A 16377-nucleotide genomic window follows, 5' to 3' on the forward strand; every position below is an offset into this window, starting at 1 on the left:
ACTGGAGGTGGTGCGGATGATCGACCAGTATCTCAAGCTTCTTCGTCGGCGCGAAATATTCTTGCCTTTCGTATTCTCGGTCGTCGCCCGGCTTCCCCTTGCGATGGCGCCGCTCGGTATGGTGGTGCTCATCGAGGACCTCCGCGGCTCCTACGCCAGCGCCGGTCTTGTGACAGCGGCCTTCGCCTGGTTCACGGCGGTCTCTCCGCCGTTGTGGGGAAGCGTGATGGACCGGATGGGGCAGCCGCGCGTCATCGGTGTCACCGCCGTCGTCTCCTCGGCCTTCCTGGCGGGAATCGCCGTTTTCGCCGGGGCCGGCGCGTCCGATCCGTTCCTCATGGTCCTGGCCGCCTGCGCGGGTTTGAGCTTCCCGCCGGTCTCGCCCGCCATCAGGGTGGCCTGGGGAACCGTTCTCCCCGACCTGTCGGAGCGCCGGACCGCTTACGCCCTGGATGCGGTGGCGGTGGAAACGATTTTCGTCAGTGGCCCTCTGCTGCTGAGTATCCTGTTCTTCGCTCCTGCTGCGGTGCCTCTTGTGGTGACGGCATGCCTGATGACACTCGGCGGTGTCGCATACAGCCGTACCTTCGCCGCGCGTTCCTGGCGGCCCGAGAAGTCCGGCGGCGCGAACGGCAAACGCGGCCGCTCACCGCTGACCGCCCCCGGTGTTTGGCTCACCATGCTGGCGGGGCTGGGCCTTGCCGTGGGGTGGGGGCAGATGAACGTGGCGATCACGGCCACCGCCGAGCGGATTTACCACAGCGAGAGCATACTCGGGGTGTTCTTCGCGTGTGCGGCGACCGGAAGTACATTGGGCGGGCTCTGGTACGGAAGCCGCAAATGGCGCCGGCCCGAACGCCTGCACCTGCCCGTAACGCTGACCGGCTTCGCCATCGGACTTGCCACCATCATGCTCGTGTTGAACGGGGCCGCGCATGTGGCGGTGCTGTGCTCGCTTCTGGTGCTGGCGGGCGTCTGGCAATCGCCGAGCAACATCGTCCAGCAGGCGCTCGTGGACGGCCATGCTCCGCAGGACCGTCGCGGTGAGGCGCAGGGCTGGCTGTTCGCCGCCCTGACCTTCGGACTGGCTGTCGGCATGGCGCTCGCCGGTTTCGTCGTCGACTACAGCGGGCCGCAGTTGGCGTTCGGAACAGCCGCGGCCTCGGTGGCCGTCGGGGCACTGATCGCCGGCCTGTCCCAGCGACGGTGGAGCGCCGACCAGCGGGCGCCTTTGGACCAGACCGAGGAGCCCCCGGCTCACCTCCCATGATCCGCGGCCACGAACGCGTGCAACCAGTCACGGAACTCCGGACCCAGATCCTCGTGTCCATAGGCGGCCGGACGGTCGTCCGCAGGTAGTCCAGCCGGTCGCCGGTGTCGTACCGGCGACCGGAGAAACGGACGCCGTGGACCTGACCTCCCCATGCGTCGCCGCCGGCGGCCACCGAGGATCGACGCCTCTGCGCGTGGACAGCAGCACAACGCCGGTCCACGGCGTCACGCCGACTGACGGAAGACCAGCCGGGTGTCGAATACGGCCTCAGTCGGGGTGTCGTCTTTTCCGTCGATCCGTGAGACGAGGATCTCCAGCATCCGCTGCCCCATGGTCTGGGTGGGTTGGTGGACCGTGGTGAGCGTCAGCTGCCCGAAAGCCAAGCCGGCGTCTTCGAAGCCGATCACCGCTACGTCCTCAGGGACGCGCCGCCCTTGGTGCTCCAGCTCGCGCAGGGCGCCGAGGGCCATGTTGTCGGAGGCGGCGAACACCGAGTCCAGATTCGCCTGTTCGTCGAGTAGCCGCCGCATCGCGAGTACGCCGCTGGATTCGCTGAAGTCGCCGAAGCTGACCAGTTCGGGACGGCCATCGAGCGCTCGCCGGTAGCCGGCGAGACGGTCGCCCCCCACCGGCGATCGCGGCGGACCGGCGATGGTCGCGATGCGCCGGCGCCCTTGGCTGATCAAGTAGTCGGTGGCGCTGTGGCCTCCGCCTCGGTTGTCGGCGTCCACATAGCTTGTCCGTGTCTTCGGGGTGCTTGGGCGACCGCCGAAGACGACGGGCACGCCGGCACGTTCCAGCAGGGCGGGGAGCGGATCACCGGGCAGGAGTGAGAACAGCAGGACGCCGTCTACGTGTTGCTCACAGAGCCTCTCCGCCACCTCTTCGCGGGACGTGGTCGATTGCGTGACCGTCAGGGTGAGACGCGCCTGTGCCGCCTGCGTGGCAGAGCTGGCCCCGGAGAGGACCCGACCGAAGTAGGGCTGCTCGAACCGGCGCCCCGGCACCTCCGATAGCACCAGGGCGACGGTGGGACTGTCGCCGCCTGCCGGTGTCCGGGCGGCTTTCTTCGGTACGCAACCGGGTTTTCGCCCTGATCGCCGGACGCCACCACGGGTGTGCTCGCTCCCCCGAGTGGAACCACAGGGCACACGGGAGGCGCCGCCACGTGCCGCGCTCGCCAGAGCACCGAGGTCGTCGACGGTCGGGGAGCGATACGCAGAAGCGCCGGCCCCTCCTCCGCTCAGCACGGCCAGGTGCGTCTGCTGGAGTTCGGGTCCGGGATCGATACCGAGTTCATCGCGCAAGCCGCGGTGGATCTGCTGGTATACCCGAAGTGCCTCGTGCCGCCGCCCGGAGCGGTTCAGCGCTTCGATGAGGAGGGCGTTGGCGCCTTCATTGAGAGGGTCGGCCGCGACGAGTCCGCGTAGCTCTCCGATGACGTCGCGGTGTCGACCGAGCATGAGGTCGGCCCTGATGCTTGATTCCAGAGTATGTCTGCGCAGCTCTTCAAGCTCCGCCGCGATCGGGCGAAGGAATCGGCCGTGCGGCACACCGACCAGCGCGGGCCCCGACCACAGTGCCGACGCCTCGCGTAAGAAGCGTGCCGCGACGCGGGGGTGCCCCGCAGCCAATGCCGATTGCCCCTCGGTCGTAAGCCGTCGGGCGGTGGTGAGGTCGAGGCTTTCAGGTGCGACCTGGAGAAGGTAACCGGAGTGTTTGCTGGACAACCGGTTCTTATCGAGGCCTTCGGTGAAAAGCAGACGCCGAAGTTGATAGGCGTATGTCCGCACGGCGCCCACGGCGGTGTCCGGCGGATCCTCCTCCCACAGCTCGTCGATCAGGTCGTGCATGTGGACGACCTCGCCGGCGTGCATGAGTAGGAACGCGAGGAGCTGGCGCAGCTTCGGTGCGGAAGGTGTGCGGTCGCTGCCGTCGCATTCCATTCGGAGTGATCCGAGGACTCGGAATCTGATCACCGAAATCCCTCTACCTCGAGGACATGAAATTCAGGGCGTATCGCTTCAGCGATGAACCGGTCGTGTGGGGCGGCGAGTCGGTCTTCAGGGAGTTCGGTCGCCAAGGCCGGCTGCTGCACCTGCCTTGTGAACAGTCTGGTGGCGCGGCAGGCCGTGTCCTCGCGAGTCTCAACGTGAGAGCCGACTCTGCAGAGATTATCCTGTGTCGGCCTTTCCGAGACCAAGCATAAGTTCTCAGGAGAATTTTTCGCCGATCGACGAACACGGGACCGGGGCGGGTCAGCGCTACTGAAAGCGTAACGGCGGGTGATGATGTACGCAATGATCTTTTTGTCGAGCTTGTGGCGGTTTGATTCGGTGGTTCTGAGTGCTCGTGTCTCGTTCACGCATTATTCGAGCTAGAACGAGTGATGGAAGTACGGTCCGTAGCGGGAGGGGTGGAGGGCGAACGTGTGACCGGATGTGGTCACACGGAGGTGATTCGGGCCGTTTCGCGCCTCAGCGGATTTCTCTGGCGAGATGGCGCGGTCGGGTGCGCCTGCACAGCCGAGGCCGGTGGGTGCCGCTGCCTGCGTGCCCGCCTTCGGCGCGTCGGCGGCGGGGGCGGAGCTCATGTGAGACACCCGGTGTCGGCGGCCGCGGGGGACGGCGTTCTCGAGGCGGCTCTGCTCGGTCTTGCGGCTCGGCAGAGGTGCCGGGACTCGGCGCCGCCGTCGACCGGGACGACCGCCGTGTGCGCCTCGGCGCCGGCGCCCCGATCGGAATAGCTCCCGGGCATATCGGACGAAATCCGAGTAATTTACATGGACCGGTGAAATCACCTGTTCCACTCCGGCGGCACCCGGGAATGGTTGCCGAACATCCTGGTGGCGGGGTGCGGCGAAACTATGCCAGTTTTTCTCCTGCGGGCGTATGTTGACGTCGGCTGGTGCGCGCTCCATTCTGCTGTGAAGTCCGAAGTGGTGGCCCCGGGTGCAGACGGTCGCATTCGCGGGAATCGTCGGCCGATGGGAATGCGATCTGCGCGGACAACGGAGTCGCGGCAGGTCCTCCCGGTAGCAGGGCCACGCCGGGCCGGTGGCGAAACGTTCGGAGAGGACCGGCCGAAGGCGCTCCTCGGAGCGAGCGACGGCAGCGAGCGAAGAGATGAGCGGCCGGCGCCTCCCGGAAATTCCGACGGACCCTGTGCGTTATTCGAAGATGGGCGCAGGACCCCGGAGGCGTTTCGTTTCGCGACCGCACGAGTATCCCCCGACTGCATGAGGAGAATCCGTGTACCTGCGAAGACTGGCGTCCGCTGTCGCTGCGACGGCGTTGGCGATCGGTGCGGTAGCGGCACTTGAGAATTCCGCCCCCGCTCCCGCCCAAGCACAACCGGCGGAAGCGGTTTCAGCTGAGGCGGGTCAGGGGTCCGCTCAGGAGGAGACCACCACGGTCCGCTACGGGCCGTACACCATTCCGGCAGCCGGAAACGGCGACTCCGGCGGCGAGCACGGAGGGCACGGCCAAGAGAGCGGAATCGCGCTGGACGCCGAGAAGCCGTGTGAAGACTGCTTCATCACGGGGTTCGACCCGAACCTGACCTATGCCGACGGTAGCGACGCCAACGTGGACGAAGGCGCGATGATGCACCACTTCGTGCTGTTCGACTCCAGTGAGGACGATGCCGTGTGCCGAGGGTCGCAGCGGGTCTTCTCCTCGGGCAACGAGCGCGTGGCCAGCGACTTCCCGGACGGCTACGGGCTCGAAGTCGAGGACGGCGAGCAGTGGTACCTCAACTACGACCTGATGAACATGGACACCGAGGAGGCGAAGACGGTCTACATCGAGATCGAGTTCGCCCACGTGCCCGCCGGCACGGGGGCCGGCACCGTGCCGCTCACGCCGCTCTGGCTGGATGTCGGAGGCTGCTTCGGTAGCGAGTACGACGCCCCCGAAGGCGCCAGCGAGGAGTCCCGCTACTGGCGGTCCGACCTGTCGGGCGACCTCGTGCACATGCGCGGCCACCTCCACCATGCGGGCCACTCCCTGTGGACCGACAACATCTCCCAGCGCTCGAGGATGTGCCGGATCGAGGCCGAGGAAGGCGGAAGCCCCGAATTCGTCGACCTTGAAGGGCACGGCCAGATCTCGGATATGCCGCCGTGCAGCGGCGACCTGGGCCGGATCGAGAGAGGCGATCTGCTGCGGACCACTGCCCGGTACGAGATCGACGGGCATTCGCACGAAGGCGTTATGGGAATCATGACCGGCTGGCTGGCCGAGGACTGATCCCTTCCGACGGCCGGGGCCGGGTCAGCGCGGCCCCGGCCGTTCGTACACGGATCGCGGTTCTACGAAGGACGGAGATATCGCATGAAACCGGATCGACTGCGCGAACCGGTCCTCGCGCTGTTCCGCATGGTGACCGGACTGCTGTTTCTGTTCCACGGCGCGGCCTCGCTGTTCGGAGTCCTCGGCGGAAACCGCGGCACCGGGATCGCGGTGGAGTTCGCGACCTGGCCGAGCTGGTGGGCGGCGCTGATCCAACTGGTGTGCGGCACGCTTGTGCTCGCCGGCCTGTTCACCCGCTCGAACGCGGTGCTGGCCTCCGGATCGATGGCCTACGCCTATTTCGTCGTCCACCAGCCCCAAGCGCTCCTTCCCCTGACGAACGGAGGTGAGCTCGCGGCGATCTACTGCTGGGCGTTCCTGCTCATCGCCGTGCAGGGCCCGGGCGACTGGGCACTGGATTCGGCCGTGCGCCGCCTGCGCTCCACGGACGCGCCCGAACCCGCCCCCGCCGGTTCGCCGGGTTCGCCCTGACCGCCCGGCGCGCCGGGAGCTGGGACCGGGGCGAGCGGCCGCCCCGGTTCCGACAGTGCCGAGTCCGACCGGCCGAGCGAAGGTCCCCGGCCATGGCGCGGCTCGGGTCGGCTTCCTCCGGTACCGGCGTAGCGGTGGCGCGAGCCCGGCGGCGACACCGGCTTGGAGTCGGCGGGGGTGCCGGAGCAGGGCTGCGCCCGTCTCAGAGGGCCGGTACGCGGGCGCGGTCCTCGCAGCGTGCGGCCTCCCGAGCGGCGCCGAAGCCGGTAGGGCCCTCGCCCGAGTACCGTGCGTCGCCTTCACGCCCTGAGCCGCCCTCGTCTGTGTCCGCCCGAGGAGGGCGGCTCATCCGAAGTTGATACGCACCTGGTCGCGCCACTGCTCCAACAGCTCCGGCAGACCGTCGACCGCCACCTCGTCACCCCGGTTCCACAGCGCGATGTAGAGCTGTACGGCTGTGCCGCCGAAAGCCGCGTCGGGTGCCTGCGGGTCCGCCGCTGCACCGACCTCCGTGACCACGGGCTCCTGGCTGATGCGCAGCGACCACGCGTGCTCGGTGTCCTCGGCACGGACCAGCAGCGTGCGGGACTCGGATGTCCGGAGCTCGCACTTCCTGCGCGGAACGAACCCGCGCAGCAGCTCGTCGATCCCGTCGGCCGCGAGCGCGCGAGGGATCGACGCGTCGGAGGCCAACGGCCGTCGGCCCAGCGCGGCCGAGAGCGCGTCGAGGCTGTGGACCGTGGTCTCGTGCGCCTGGCGGCGTGCCCAGAACAGCCGCGGCCGCGGTGCGTCCTTCAAGAACACCGGCGCCTCGACGTCGTCCGGCGCGGCGCGGAGGGCGCCGATCAGGTCGTCGACACCGGCGGAGAGCCAGGCGAACGGATCCGGTGCCGCCAGGCCTTCGGCGTAAGAACGCTCGGTGTCGTGGCCGGACTCCCCGCGGAGGGTGGAGGCCGCCCACCGGTGCACCATTCCCTGGTGCGCCACGAGGTCGGCCACGGTCCACTCCGGGCAGGTCGGTACGCGGGCCCCGAGCCCTGCCCGTTCGGCGGCGTCGCGCAGCGCGGCCCCGCTCGCGGCGATGGCCGTCGTGTAGTCGTCCAGTGCGAGATGCGGAGGCATGCCGCAATCGTAGTTCCGCCCGCCCGGAGCGGCCTCCGGAGCATGCGCCGGGCGGGCGGCCGGTTCCGGCCTCGTCCGCCCTGCCTCGCCGTCGCCCTGCCGGGAAGCGGCGCGGACACCGACCGGAGAGTGCTGCTCCCGGCGCGTAGAGCGGTCGCCGTCGCGGGCCTCGGCCGCGCTAGGACGCCGGCGACCGCCGCAGCAGATCCTGCACCTCGGCGTCCTCGACCTGCGGGAACCGCTTGTACCACAGGCTCACCGCCTGGAACTGCGGCGGGCTGAGCACGCACACCACCCGATCGCAGACGTCCTCCAGAGCCTGAGCGGCATCGGGGGAGCAGACGGGCACGGCCAGCGTCAGCGAGGCCGCCCCCAGCTCACCGAGCGCGGACAGCGCCGCGCGGGCGCTCATCCCCGTAGCCAGCCCGTCGTCGACGACCACGACGTCGCGCCCGGCGACCTGCGGCGCAGGGCGGTCGCCCCGGTAGGCCTCGACCCGGCGCTTGGCCTCGGCGCGCTCCTCCTCGGCACTGCGCTCCAGCTCGTCCCGGTCGGCGCGGACCATACGGGGCAGGCGATCGTTCATGATGGGGGCGCCCTCGGCCGTCACGGCGCCGACCGCCGTCTCCGGGAACTCGGAAAGGGCGATCTTACGCACGACGGTCACGTCGAGCCGAGCCCCCAGCCGCTCGGCGACCACCAAGCCCACCGGGACGCCGCCGCGGGGCAGCGCCAGGACCACAGGATCACCCAGCCCCAGTTCGCGGACCCGCTCGGCCAGCTGCTCACCGGCGTCGTCGCGGTCGCGGAAGACCTGCACGCCCCTCACCTCCCGAATGCCGTCGCGGGCCGTCGTCGCCCGGCTACCCCCGCTCCCGCCGGGGAAAACCGCCCCGGCCCGCAGCGCCTGCGCGGGCGCGCTCGAGTCCCTGCCGCGCTCGCCTTCGGTGTCCGCGCAGCGCAGCGGTTACGCCTCGCTCCTACCGGGTACGCGACCCACGACGGTGGAACGCCTCGACGGAGGTCGCGGGCCCGCCGTCGCGCCGTCCCGCGGGCCGCGGTCCAGGCGGCGCCGCCCCACCATCCGGACCAGCCTCCGGCTCCCGGCGCAGCAGCCATCGAGGACGGGAACCGTCCTGCGCACATCCGCCGGCAGTCGGGGCACACGTGGAGAGGGCGGTGGTTTATGGCCATCACCCAGTCCGATCGGCGCGAGCGTACGGACGTGCCGACGATGGGCGTCGAAGAGGAGTTCTTCCTGGTCGACGAGGCGGGAACGCTTGCACCGCGCAGCGTGGAGGTCCTCGACGGTGCGGCCGCGGGGCCCGGGGAGCTGCTCGGGGAGTTCACCCGCAGCCAGGTCGAGTCCGCCGGCCCCGTGTGCACCTCTGTGGAAGAGGCGCTGAGCGGGCTGTGGGCATCGCGCCTGCGGCTCGCCGAGGCCGCCGCCCAGCAGGGTGTGCGCGTGGTTGCGGGAGCGGTTCCGATCATGGCCGAGAGCGGGCCGCAGCGGCTCAACCCGGGGTCGCGCTACCACCGCATCGCCGAGCGCTTCGGCGAAGTGGCCTCCGCGGCCGGTACCAACTGCGGCTGCCACGTGCACGTCGCGGTGCCCGACCGCGACAGCGGCGTGGCCGCCAGCAATCACCTGCGCCCGTGGCTGCCGGTGCTGCTGGCGCTGAGCGCCAACTCGCCGGTCTGCTCGGCCTCCGACACCGGTTACGCAAGCTGGCGCCAGCCGCGCTGGTCGCGCTGGCCCACGGCGGGGCCGCCCCCGCCGCTGGAGTCGGCCGAGCACTACGAGTCCTGTGTCGCGGAACTGCTGGAGTCGGGCGCCGCTCTGGACCGCCGAATGCTCTACTGGGACGTCCGGCTGTCCGACCGCCACCCGACCGTCGAGATCCGGGTCTGCGACGTCCCGGCGACTCCCGAGGAATCGGTTCTGGTGGCCGTGCTCGTGCGTGCGCTGGTCAGCGCCGCCTTGGACGACGAGGCCGCGGGCCGGGCCCCCGTCCGCCGCGACCCCGCGGTGCTGCGCGGCGACCTGTGGCGCGCCGCCCGCGACGGTCTGGAGGGCAGCTGCCCCGATCCGCTGAGTGGCGGGCGGCTGCGCCACGTGCACACCGTACTGGAGGAGGCGGTCGAGTACCTCCGCACGTACCTGGAGCGCGCGGGCGACCTCGGCTACGTGCTGGCGGTGCTGGGCACCCTGCGCACGAACGGCGGGGGAGCCGCGCGCCAGCGGGCCGCCTACACCCGCCGCTCCCGGGCCGCCGACGTCGTCGACTACCTGGCCGAGGCCACGGTGCAGGGCCTGGAGGCATCGATCACACCCCGGGTCGTGGTCCCGCCACCGGCGCATGCCCGCCCCTTCGGCGGGTAGCGGACCCGGGCTGCCGTCCGCGGCGCGATGCCACATGAGGAGGAAGAACACGATGACCGACCGGCAACCGCTCAAGGAACTGGGGCAGCAGCTGCGCGTCGACGCGGTCCGCGCCGCCGACGCTGCGGGTTCGGGGCACCCGACCTCGTCGATGTCGGCTGCGGACCTGATGGCGGTGCTCGCCTCGGAGCACCTGCAGTACGACTTCGACAGCCCCGAGCATTCGGGCAACGACCACCTGATCTTCTCCAAGGGGCACGCCTCTCTGCTGCTGTACTCCCTCTACAAGGCCTGCGGCGTGGTCTCCGACGACGAGCTGCTGCGCTATCGCCGGCTGGGCAGCCCGCTGGAGGGCCACCCCACCCCGAGACTGCCCTGGGTCGACGTCGCCACCGGATCCCTGGGCCAGGGATTGCCGATCGGCGCAGGCGTGGCCCTGGCGGGCGCCGAGCTGGACCGGCTGCCCTACCGGGTCTGGGTGCTGTGCGGCGACAGCGAGCTGGCCGAGGGCTCGGTGTGGGAGGCCATGGAGTACGCCGGGCAGGCCGGCCTGGCCAACCTGACGGCGATCCTGGACATCAACCGGCTCGGCCAGCGCGGCCCCACCCGCCACGGCTGGGACCTGGACGCCTACCGCCGGCGGGTGGAGGCGTTCGGCTGGCACACCGTCGAGATCGACGGCCACGACGTCGACGAGATCGACTCGGCCTACCGCCAGGCACGGGAGGAGACCGACCGCCCCACCGCGATCATCGCCCGCACCGTCAAGGGCGCGGGCGTCAGCGCGGTCGCCGACCAGGAGGGCGCCCACGGCAAGCCGCTGAGCGACGCCGAGCAGGCCATCGCCGAGCTGGGCGGCCGGCGCGACCTGCGCATCGAGGTGTCCCGGCCGGAGAGCGGGGGCGTGCGTCAGCGCGAGCGTCCAGGCGGCCGGCAGGTGGAGCTGCCGACGTTCGCCGTGGGCGAGGAAGTCGCCACCCGCGACGCGTTCGGCCAGGCCGTCTCGGCGATCGGGGGCGCCCGCCCCGACACGGTCGTGCTGGACGGCGAGGTCGCCGACTCCACGCGCGCCAAATTCTTCGCCGAGCAGCACCCGGACCGGTTCTTCGAGTTCTACATCGCCGAACAGCAGATGGTCGCCGCCGCGGTGGGGCTGCAGGTGCGCGGGTGGACACCGTACGCGGCCACGTTCGCGGCCTTCCTGGCGCGCGCCTACGACTTCATCCGGATGGCTGCGGTCAGCCGCGCCGACATCAACCTCGTAGGCTCCCACGCCGGCGTGTCGATCGGCGAGGACGGCCCCTCCCAGATGGGCTTGGAGGACATCGCCGCACTGCGCGCCGTGCACAACAGCGTGGTGCTGCACCCCAGCGACGCCAACTCCGCGGCCCGCCTCACCGCCGGGATGGCCGAGCACGACGGGGTGAGCTACCTGCGCACGCTGCGCGGCAAGACGCCGGTGCTCTACGGCCCCGAGGAGGGCTTCGAGATCGGCGGCAGCAAGGTGCTGCGCTCCTCCTCCAACGACCGCGTGACGGTGGTGGGCGCCGGTGTGACGGTGCACGAGGCCCTGGCCGCCGCCGATGCGCTGGCCGGTGAGGGGATCGGCGTGCGGGTCGTCGACGCCTACTCGATCAAGCCGGTGGACGCCCCGACGCTGCGCGCCGCGGCCGCGGAGACCGGCCACGTCATCACGGTCGAGGACCACTGGCCCGAGGGCGGGCTGGGTGACGCGGTGCTGGACGCGTTCGCCGACACCCGCTCCACGCCGCGCACGATGAAGCTCGCGGCGACCGGGATGCCGGCCTCGGCCACACCGCAGGAGCAACTCCGCGAAGCCGGGATCGACGCGGGGGCCATCGAGGCGGCCGTGCGGGGCATCCTGCGCCAGGAACGCGAGCCCGCCGCCGCGGGCAGCTGATCCGCGGCCGAGCGCCCCGGCCGGCGCCGCACTCGTCCTGCACAGGGCGGTGCCCGCCGACCGGGGGCGCCGTGCGGCACCAGACTCTCTAACGCGCCGGTATGAGCAGTTCGGGTTATCCGAGCTGCTCATCTTTTTTGACCGGTTCGATCCTGTTATTTTATGACAACGCGGGATCGGCTCTTTCTTTTGCAGTCATGCCGACTCGGTGGTTTTCGAATGTCCGAATGGCGACGGTGTGTGGCCGCTGGTGCCGAACGCACCGGCGATTTCCATGGCGAGAATCGCGTCGTCCATAACGTGGGTCAGTGCGATTCCGCGCAGGCCGGAGGATTGGCGTGTGAATCGCCTCCGCCGTTGCGACCGGACCGAATCCGGGAACTATGGACATGCGATGGGCGTCGGCGATGAAAGTCGGCACTCGGGGCGCATGCGCGCAGGAGGGTCGGGTACGGCGGGTGTCGGCCAGGCGTGAGAACGGCTCGCCACCGCCCCCCGACCCCCGATGAATCCGATTCGACGGAAACGGCGTGCGGAGTGGACCCCCGACCCGCATTCGCCCTACGACCACCGAAACCGACCAGCCCCGCGGCAGTGAACCGAATTCACCCGCCCCGGCGCACGATCCGCGGTCGCCGAACCCCCTCGCGGTACCGGCGAATCGGGGTCGACGCCCGTGCGGATTACGCGGGAACGCGCATACCGGTCGAAAACGTCCGGTACGGCATCGACGCTCAGCAAAGGATTGGGTGGAAACACCATGACCGAGTCCAGCGTGGAGAACGAGCAGCAGCGGCTGAGCCTGGGAACCGAGGCCGCGAGAAAACTGGCGACGACGACCAAGACGCCTCCGCAGATGCAGGGGATCACCTCCCGCTGGCTGCTGCGCCTACTCCCCTGGATCGAGGCGACAGGCGGCTCCTACCGGGTGAACCGGCGACTGACCTACACCGTCGGCGACGGCCGGGTCAGCTTCGTCACCACCGGAGCCGACGTCCGGGTGATCCCGCGTGAACTCTGCGAACTGTCGCTGCTGCGCGACTTCGGCGACGAGGCGGCGCTCGGGGCACTGGCCGAGCGCTTCACCCAAGAGGAGTACGCGCCCGGCGACGTCATCGTCGAACGCGGCGACGCGGCCGACCGGGTCTGCCTCATCGCCCACGGAAAAGTGAACCGACTGGGCACCGGCGAGTACGGCAACCAGACCGTCCTGGGAACCATGATCGACGGCGACCACTTCGGCTCGGCCGCGCTGATCGAGGACGACGGCGCCTGGGACGCCACCGCCAAGGCGGTGACCCCCTGCACCGTGCTCTCCCTGCGCCGATCGGAGTTCCAGGAGGTCGCCGATCGCTCCGAGGCGCTGCGAGCACACCTGGACCGGGTGAGCGCCCGCGAGACCCCCGAGGCCGACCCCAGCGGCGAGGCGTCGATCGCGGTGGCCTCGGGCCATGCCGGGGAGCCGGATCTGCCGGGGACGTTCGTGGATTACGAGGCGGCGCCGCGCGAGTACGAGCTGAGTGTGGCGCAGACGGTGCTGCGGGTGCATACGCGGGTGGCGGATCTGTACAACCAGCCGATGAATCAGCTGGAGGAGCAGATCCGGTTGACGGTGGAGGCGCTGCGGGAGCGCCAGGAGGACGAGTTGGTCAACAACCGTGATTTCGGGTTGTTGCACAACGCCGATCTGCGCCAGCGCATCCCCACGCGCAGCGGCCCGCCCACCCCCGACGACCTCGACGAGCTGCTGGGCACCGTGTGGAAGAACCCCTCCTTCCTGCTCGCCCACCCCCGCGCCATCGCCGCCTTCGGCCGCGAGTGCAGCCGCCGCGGCGTATATCCCGACAGCGTCGACGTCGAGGGCCACCGGGTGCCCGCCTGGCGGGGCGTGCCCATCTTCCCCTGCAACAAGATCCCGGTCACCGCCACCCGCAGCACCTCGATCATGGCCATGCGCACCGGTCAGGAGAAGCAGGGCGTCATCGGCCTGCACCAGACCGGCCTGCCCGACGAGTACCAGCCGGGGCTGTCGGTGCGGTTCATGGGCATCAACGACAAGGCCCTCATGTCGTACCTGGTCAGCACCTACTACTCCGCCGCGGTGCTGGTCCCCGACGCCCTCGGGATTCTGGAGAACGCCGAGATCGGACGCGAGGACTGAGTCCCCTCCGCCTGCGCAGACCGCCCGTGCGGTTCCCCCCCGTAGCCCCCGATACCGGCCGTACGGGCGCCGGCCGGGCCCGTCAGCGCGTCCCTGCCCCGGCGCGCTGCGCGGGCCCCGGCCGCCCCGCCGCGGCCCGGCCCGAACGCCGACCGGCCGCCCGGTTCCTCCGCCCGACACCCGGCGCGGCCCGCCCCGACCGCCGAAAACCCCGATTCAGCGGGGACGGCGCCCCACACGAACCGAGTTAGGTGGTGCATCCGATGACGGACTCACGCGTCGAGAACGCCCGGCCCGAGAAGCTGAGCCTTGGGACCGAGGCGGCGCGCAACCTCGCGACCACGACCAAGACGCCTCCGCAGATGCAGGGGATCACCTCCCGCTGGCTGCTGCGCGTGCTGCCCTGGGTGCAGACCGACGGCGGCACTTACCGGGTGAACCGCCGGCTGACCTGCACCGTCGGCGACGGCCGGGTCAGCTTCCTCTCCACCGGGCCCCGGATCCGCGTCGTGCCGCCCGAGCTGGCCGAGCTGCGGCCGCTGCGGGGGTTCGGCGACACGGCCGCGCTGGAGGCGCTCGCCGATCGCTTCGAGCAGCGTGAGTACGAGCCGGGCGACGTAATCGCGGCCGCAGGCGCACCCCTCGACCACGTCTACCTCATGGCCCACGGCAAGGCCGGTGTGCACCGCGTCGGCGAGTACGGCGACGACGTCGTCGTGGGGATGCTGGTCGACGGCGACCACTTCGGCGACGCCGCGCTGGACGACGCCTCCGCCACCTGGAGCGACACCGTCAAGGCCAGGACCCGCTGCACCGTGCTCGCCCTGCGCCGCGCGGACTTCCAGGAGTTCGCCGAGCGCTCCCCGGAGCTGCGCGCCCACCTGGAGGGGACCCGCAACCGCAGCCCACGCCGCGCCAACAAGTACGGCGAAGCCGACATCGCCGTCGCCTCGGGCCATGCCGGGGAGCCGGATCTGCCGGGGACGTTCGTGGATTACGAGGCGGCGCCGCGCGAGTACGAGCTGAGTGTGGCGCAGACGGTGCTGCGGGTGCATACGCGGGTGGCGGATCTGTACAACCAGCCGATGAATCAGCTGGAGGAGCAGATCCGGTTGACGGTGGAGGCGCTGCGGGAGCGCCAGGAGGACGAGTTGGTCAACAACCGTGATTTCGGGTTGTTGCACAACGCCGATCCGCGCCAGCGCATCCCCACGCGCAGCGGCCCGCCCACCCCCGACGACCTCGACGAACTCATCTCCCGCCGCCGCAAGACACGGGTCCTGCTGGCACACCCCCGCGCCATCGCCGCCTTCGGCCGCGAGTGCAGCCGCCGCGGCGTCTACCCCGACAGCCTCGACCACCAGGGCCACGCCGTCACCGGTTGGCGCGGCATACCGATGCTGCCCTGCGACAAGATCCCGGTCAGCGCCGCCGGCAGCAGCTCCATCCTCGCGATGCGCACCGGCGAAGACGACCAGGGCGTCGTCGGCCTGCACCACATCGGCCTGCCCGACGAATACCAGCCGGGGCTGTCGGTGCGGTTCATGGGCGTCAGCGAGAAGGCGATCACCTCCTACCTGGTCAGCACCTACTACTCCGCTGCGGTGCTGGTCCCCGACGCCCTCGGCGTCCTGGAGAACGTCGAGATCGGACGCTGAGGCATCCAAGCCACGCACAGGAGGGATCCGGCTCATGGTGGCAATCGAGGAAACCGGGCACGGCCGTCCGACAGCCGAGGTGCTCGCCGACGTACGCGACGTCGTCGACCCCGCGCTGCGCGCGGCAGTGGCGACCCTTCCCCTCGCCCCGCGGGCGATCGCCGACTACCACTTCGGCTGGCGCGACGAGCACGGAAACCCGGTGGCCGGTGCGAGCGGCAAACTGTTCCGCCCCGCGCTGGCCCTGCTCGCCGCACGGGCCGCCGGCGGTGCCGCCCACGACGCGGTCCCGGCGGCCGTCGCGGTCGAACTGGTGCACAACTTCTCGCTCCTGCACGACGACGTCATGGACGGCGACACCACCCGCCGGCACCGCGCCACCGCATGGAGCGTGTTCGGTGCGGGCGGCGCCATCCTCGCCGGCGACGCCCTGCTGTCCCTGTCCTTCGACACCCTGGCCGCCAGCGGCCATGCCGCATCCGGCGACGCGGCACGCCGGCTCCACACCGCGGTGCAGCGGCTCATCGACGGTCAGAGCGCCGACATGGAGTTCGAGCGCCGCACCGACGTCGACACCGCCGAATGCCGCGCCATGGCCGAGGCCAAGACCGGCGCCCTGCTCGGTGGCGCCTGCGCGCTCGGGGCCGTTTTCGGCGGAGCCGGGCCGCGGCAGGTCGAGGACATGCGGCGGTTCGGCGAACTGCTCGGGCTCGCCTTCCAGCTCGCCGACGATCTGCTGGGAATCTGGGGCGATCCCGCGGTGACAGGCAAACCCGTCCACTCGGACCTGCGCAACCGGAAGAAGTCGCTGCCGGTCGTGGCTGCGCTGTCTGCCGACACCGCCGAGTCGGGCGAGCTGGTGGCGCTGCTCGCCCGGGACCGGCCGCTGGAGGGAGCCGAGCTGATCCGCGCCGCCGAGCTGGTGGAGCTGGCGGGCGGGCGCTCCTGGGGCGAGCAGGAGACCGCCGCGCTGCTGCAACGGGCGCTGGAGCATCTGCGCTGCGCATCCTGCGCGGCGGTACCGGCGGCCGAACTGGCGGCGCTGGCCCGCCTTGCCACCCGACGCGACCACTGA

11 protein-coding genes are annotated in these 16377 nt (G+C 70.7%); 8 read left to right on the plus strand and 3 right to left on the minus strand.

Annotated features, from left to right (window positions below; genetic code table 11):
* Positions 1-16: 16 nt before the first annotated feature.
* Positions 17-1270 (plus strand): MFS transporter, encoded by a 1254-nt coding sequence (locus LP52_RS01665; RefSeq protein WP_169775328.1) that lies wholly within the window; start codon positions 17-19, stop codon positions 1268-1270.
* Positions 1271-1497: 227 nt separating this feature from the next.
* Here LP52_RS01665 and LP52_RS26040 read toward each other — a convergent pair whose 3' ends face one another.
* Positions 1498-3219, minus strand: coding sequence for a BTAD domain-containing putative transcriptional regulator (locus LP52_RS26040; RefSeq protein WP_084722791.1), 1722 nt, complete (start codon positions 3217-3219; stop codon positions 1498-1500).
* A gap of 1305 nt (positions 3220-4524) precedes the next feature.
* Between LP52_RS26040 and LP52_RS01675 the strand changes: the two genes are divergently transcribed.
* Positions 4525-5523: a hypothetical protein gene (locus tag LP52_RS01675; protein WP_040270144.1), complete on the plus strand. Its 999-nt coding sequence runs from the start codon at positions 4525-4527 to the stop codon at positions 5521-5523.
* 84 nt (positions 5524-5607) lie between these two features.
* Positions 5608-6057, plus strand: a complete 450-nt coding sequence (locus LP52_RS01680) for a DoxX family protein (RefSeq protein WP_040270146.1) — start codon at positions 5608-5610, stop codon at positions 6055-6057.
* A 345-nt stretch (positions 6058-6402) separates the two neighbouring features.
* On the opposite strand, the gene LP52_RS01685 is transcribed toward LP52_RS01680, so the two are convergent.
* Together LP52_RS01685 and LP52_RS01690 are read right to left on the minus strand one after the other, a co-directional pair.
* Positions 6403-7179, minus strand: a complete 777-nt coding sequence (locus tag LP52_RS01685; protein ID WP_084722792.1) for a maleylpyruvate isomerase N-terminal domain-containing protein — start codon at positions 7177-7179, stop codon at positions 6403-6405.
* A 178-nt stretch (positions 7180-7357) separates the two neighbouring features.
* Positions 7358-7999 carry a phosphoribosyltransferase gene (locus LP52_RS01690; protein WP_040270148.1) on the minus strand — a complete coding sequence of 214 codons (642 nt, stop codon included), beginning with the start codon at positions 7997-7999 and terminating at the stop codon, positions 7358-7360.
* A 366-nt stretch (positions 8000-8365) separates the two neighbouring features.
* Between LP52_RS01690 and LP52_RS01695 the strand changes: the two genes are divergently transcribed.
* The 5 genes from LP52_RS01695 to LP52_RS01715 all read left to right on the plus strand — a co-directional run bounded on the left by LP52_RS01695 (position 8366) and on the right by LP52_RS01715 (position 16377).
* Complete coding sequence (locus LP52_RS01695) at positions 8366-9562, plus strand: carboxylate-amine ligase (RefSeq protein WP_052809304.1); 1197 nt, start codon at positions 8366-8368, stop codon at positions 9560-9562.
* A 34-nt stretch (positions 9563-9596) separates the two neighbouring features.
* Entirely contained in the window at positions 9597-11483 is a 1887-nt protein-coding gene (locus tag LP52_RS01700) for a transketolase (protein ID WP_084722793.1), read from the plus strand.
* A gap of 760 nt (positions 11484-12243) precedes the next feature.
* Positions 12244-13644 carry a family 2B encapsulin nanocompartment shell protein gene (locus tag LP52_RS01705; RefSeq protein WP_040270154.1) on the plus strand — a complete coding sequence of 467 codons (1401 nt, stop codon included), beginning with the start codon at positions 12244-12246 and terminating at the stop codon, positions 13642-13644.
* Between the two features lie 263 nt (positions 13645-13907).
* On the plus strand, positions 13908-15302 hold the full coding sequence (locus LP52_RS01710) for a family 2B encapsulin nanocompartment shell protein (protein ID WP_040270155.1): 1395 nt from the start codon (positions 13908-13910) through the stop codon (positions 15300-15302).
* A gap of 34 nt (positions 15303-15336) precedes the next feature.
* Positions 15337-16377 (plus strand): family 2 encapsulin nanocompartment cargo protein polyprenyl transferase, encoded by a 1041-nt coding sequence (locus LP52_RS01715; RefSeq protein ID WP_084722794.1) that lies wholly within the window; start codon positions 15337-15339, stop codon positions 16375-16377.

This window comes from Streptomonospora alba, from assembly GCF_000826685.1.
GTDB lineage: Bacteria > Actinomycetota > Actinomycetes > Streptosporangiales > Streptosporangiaceae > Streptomonospora > Streptomonospora alba.

Coding starts and splice junctions, on each gene's coding strand:
- LP52_RS01665 (WP_169775328.1), top strand. CDS start 17: ATGATCGACCAGTATCTCAAGCTTCTTCGTCGGCGCGAAATATTCTTG.
- LP52_RS26040 (WP_084722791.1), bottom strand. CDS start 3,219: ATGGAATGCGACGGCAGCGACCGCACACCTTCCGCACCGAAGCTGCGC.
- LP52_RS01680 (WP_040270146.1), top strand. CDS start 5,608: ATGAAACCGGATCGACTGCGCGAACCGGTCCTCGCGCTGTTCCGCATG.
- LP52_RS01685 (WP_084722792.1), bottom strand. CDS start 7,179: ATGCCTCCGCATCTCGCACTGGACGACTACACGACGGCCATCGCCGCG.
- LP52_RS01695 (WP_052809304.1), top strand. CDS start 8,366: ATGGCCATCACCCAGTCCGATCGGCGCGAGCGTACGGACGTGCCGACG.
- LP52_RS01700 (WP_084722793.1), top strand. CDS start 9,597: ATGAGGAGGAAGAACACGATGACCGACCGGCAACCGCTCAAGGAACTG.
- LP52_RS01705 (WP_040270154.1), top strand. CDS start 12,244: ATGACCGAGTCCAGCGTGGAGAACGAGCAGCAGCGGCTGAGCCTGGGA.
- LP52_RS01710 (WP_040270155.1), top strand. CDS start 13,908: ATGACGGACTCACGCGTCGAGAACGCCCGGCCCGAGAAGCTGAGCCTT.
- LP52_RS01715 (WP_084722794.1), top strand. CDS start 15,337: ATGGTGGCAATCGAGGAAACCGGGCACGGCCGTCCGACAGCCGAGGTG.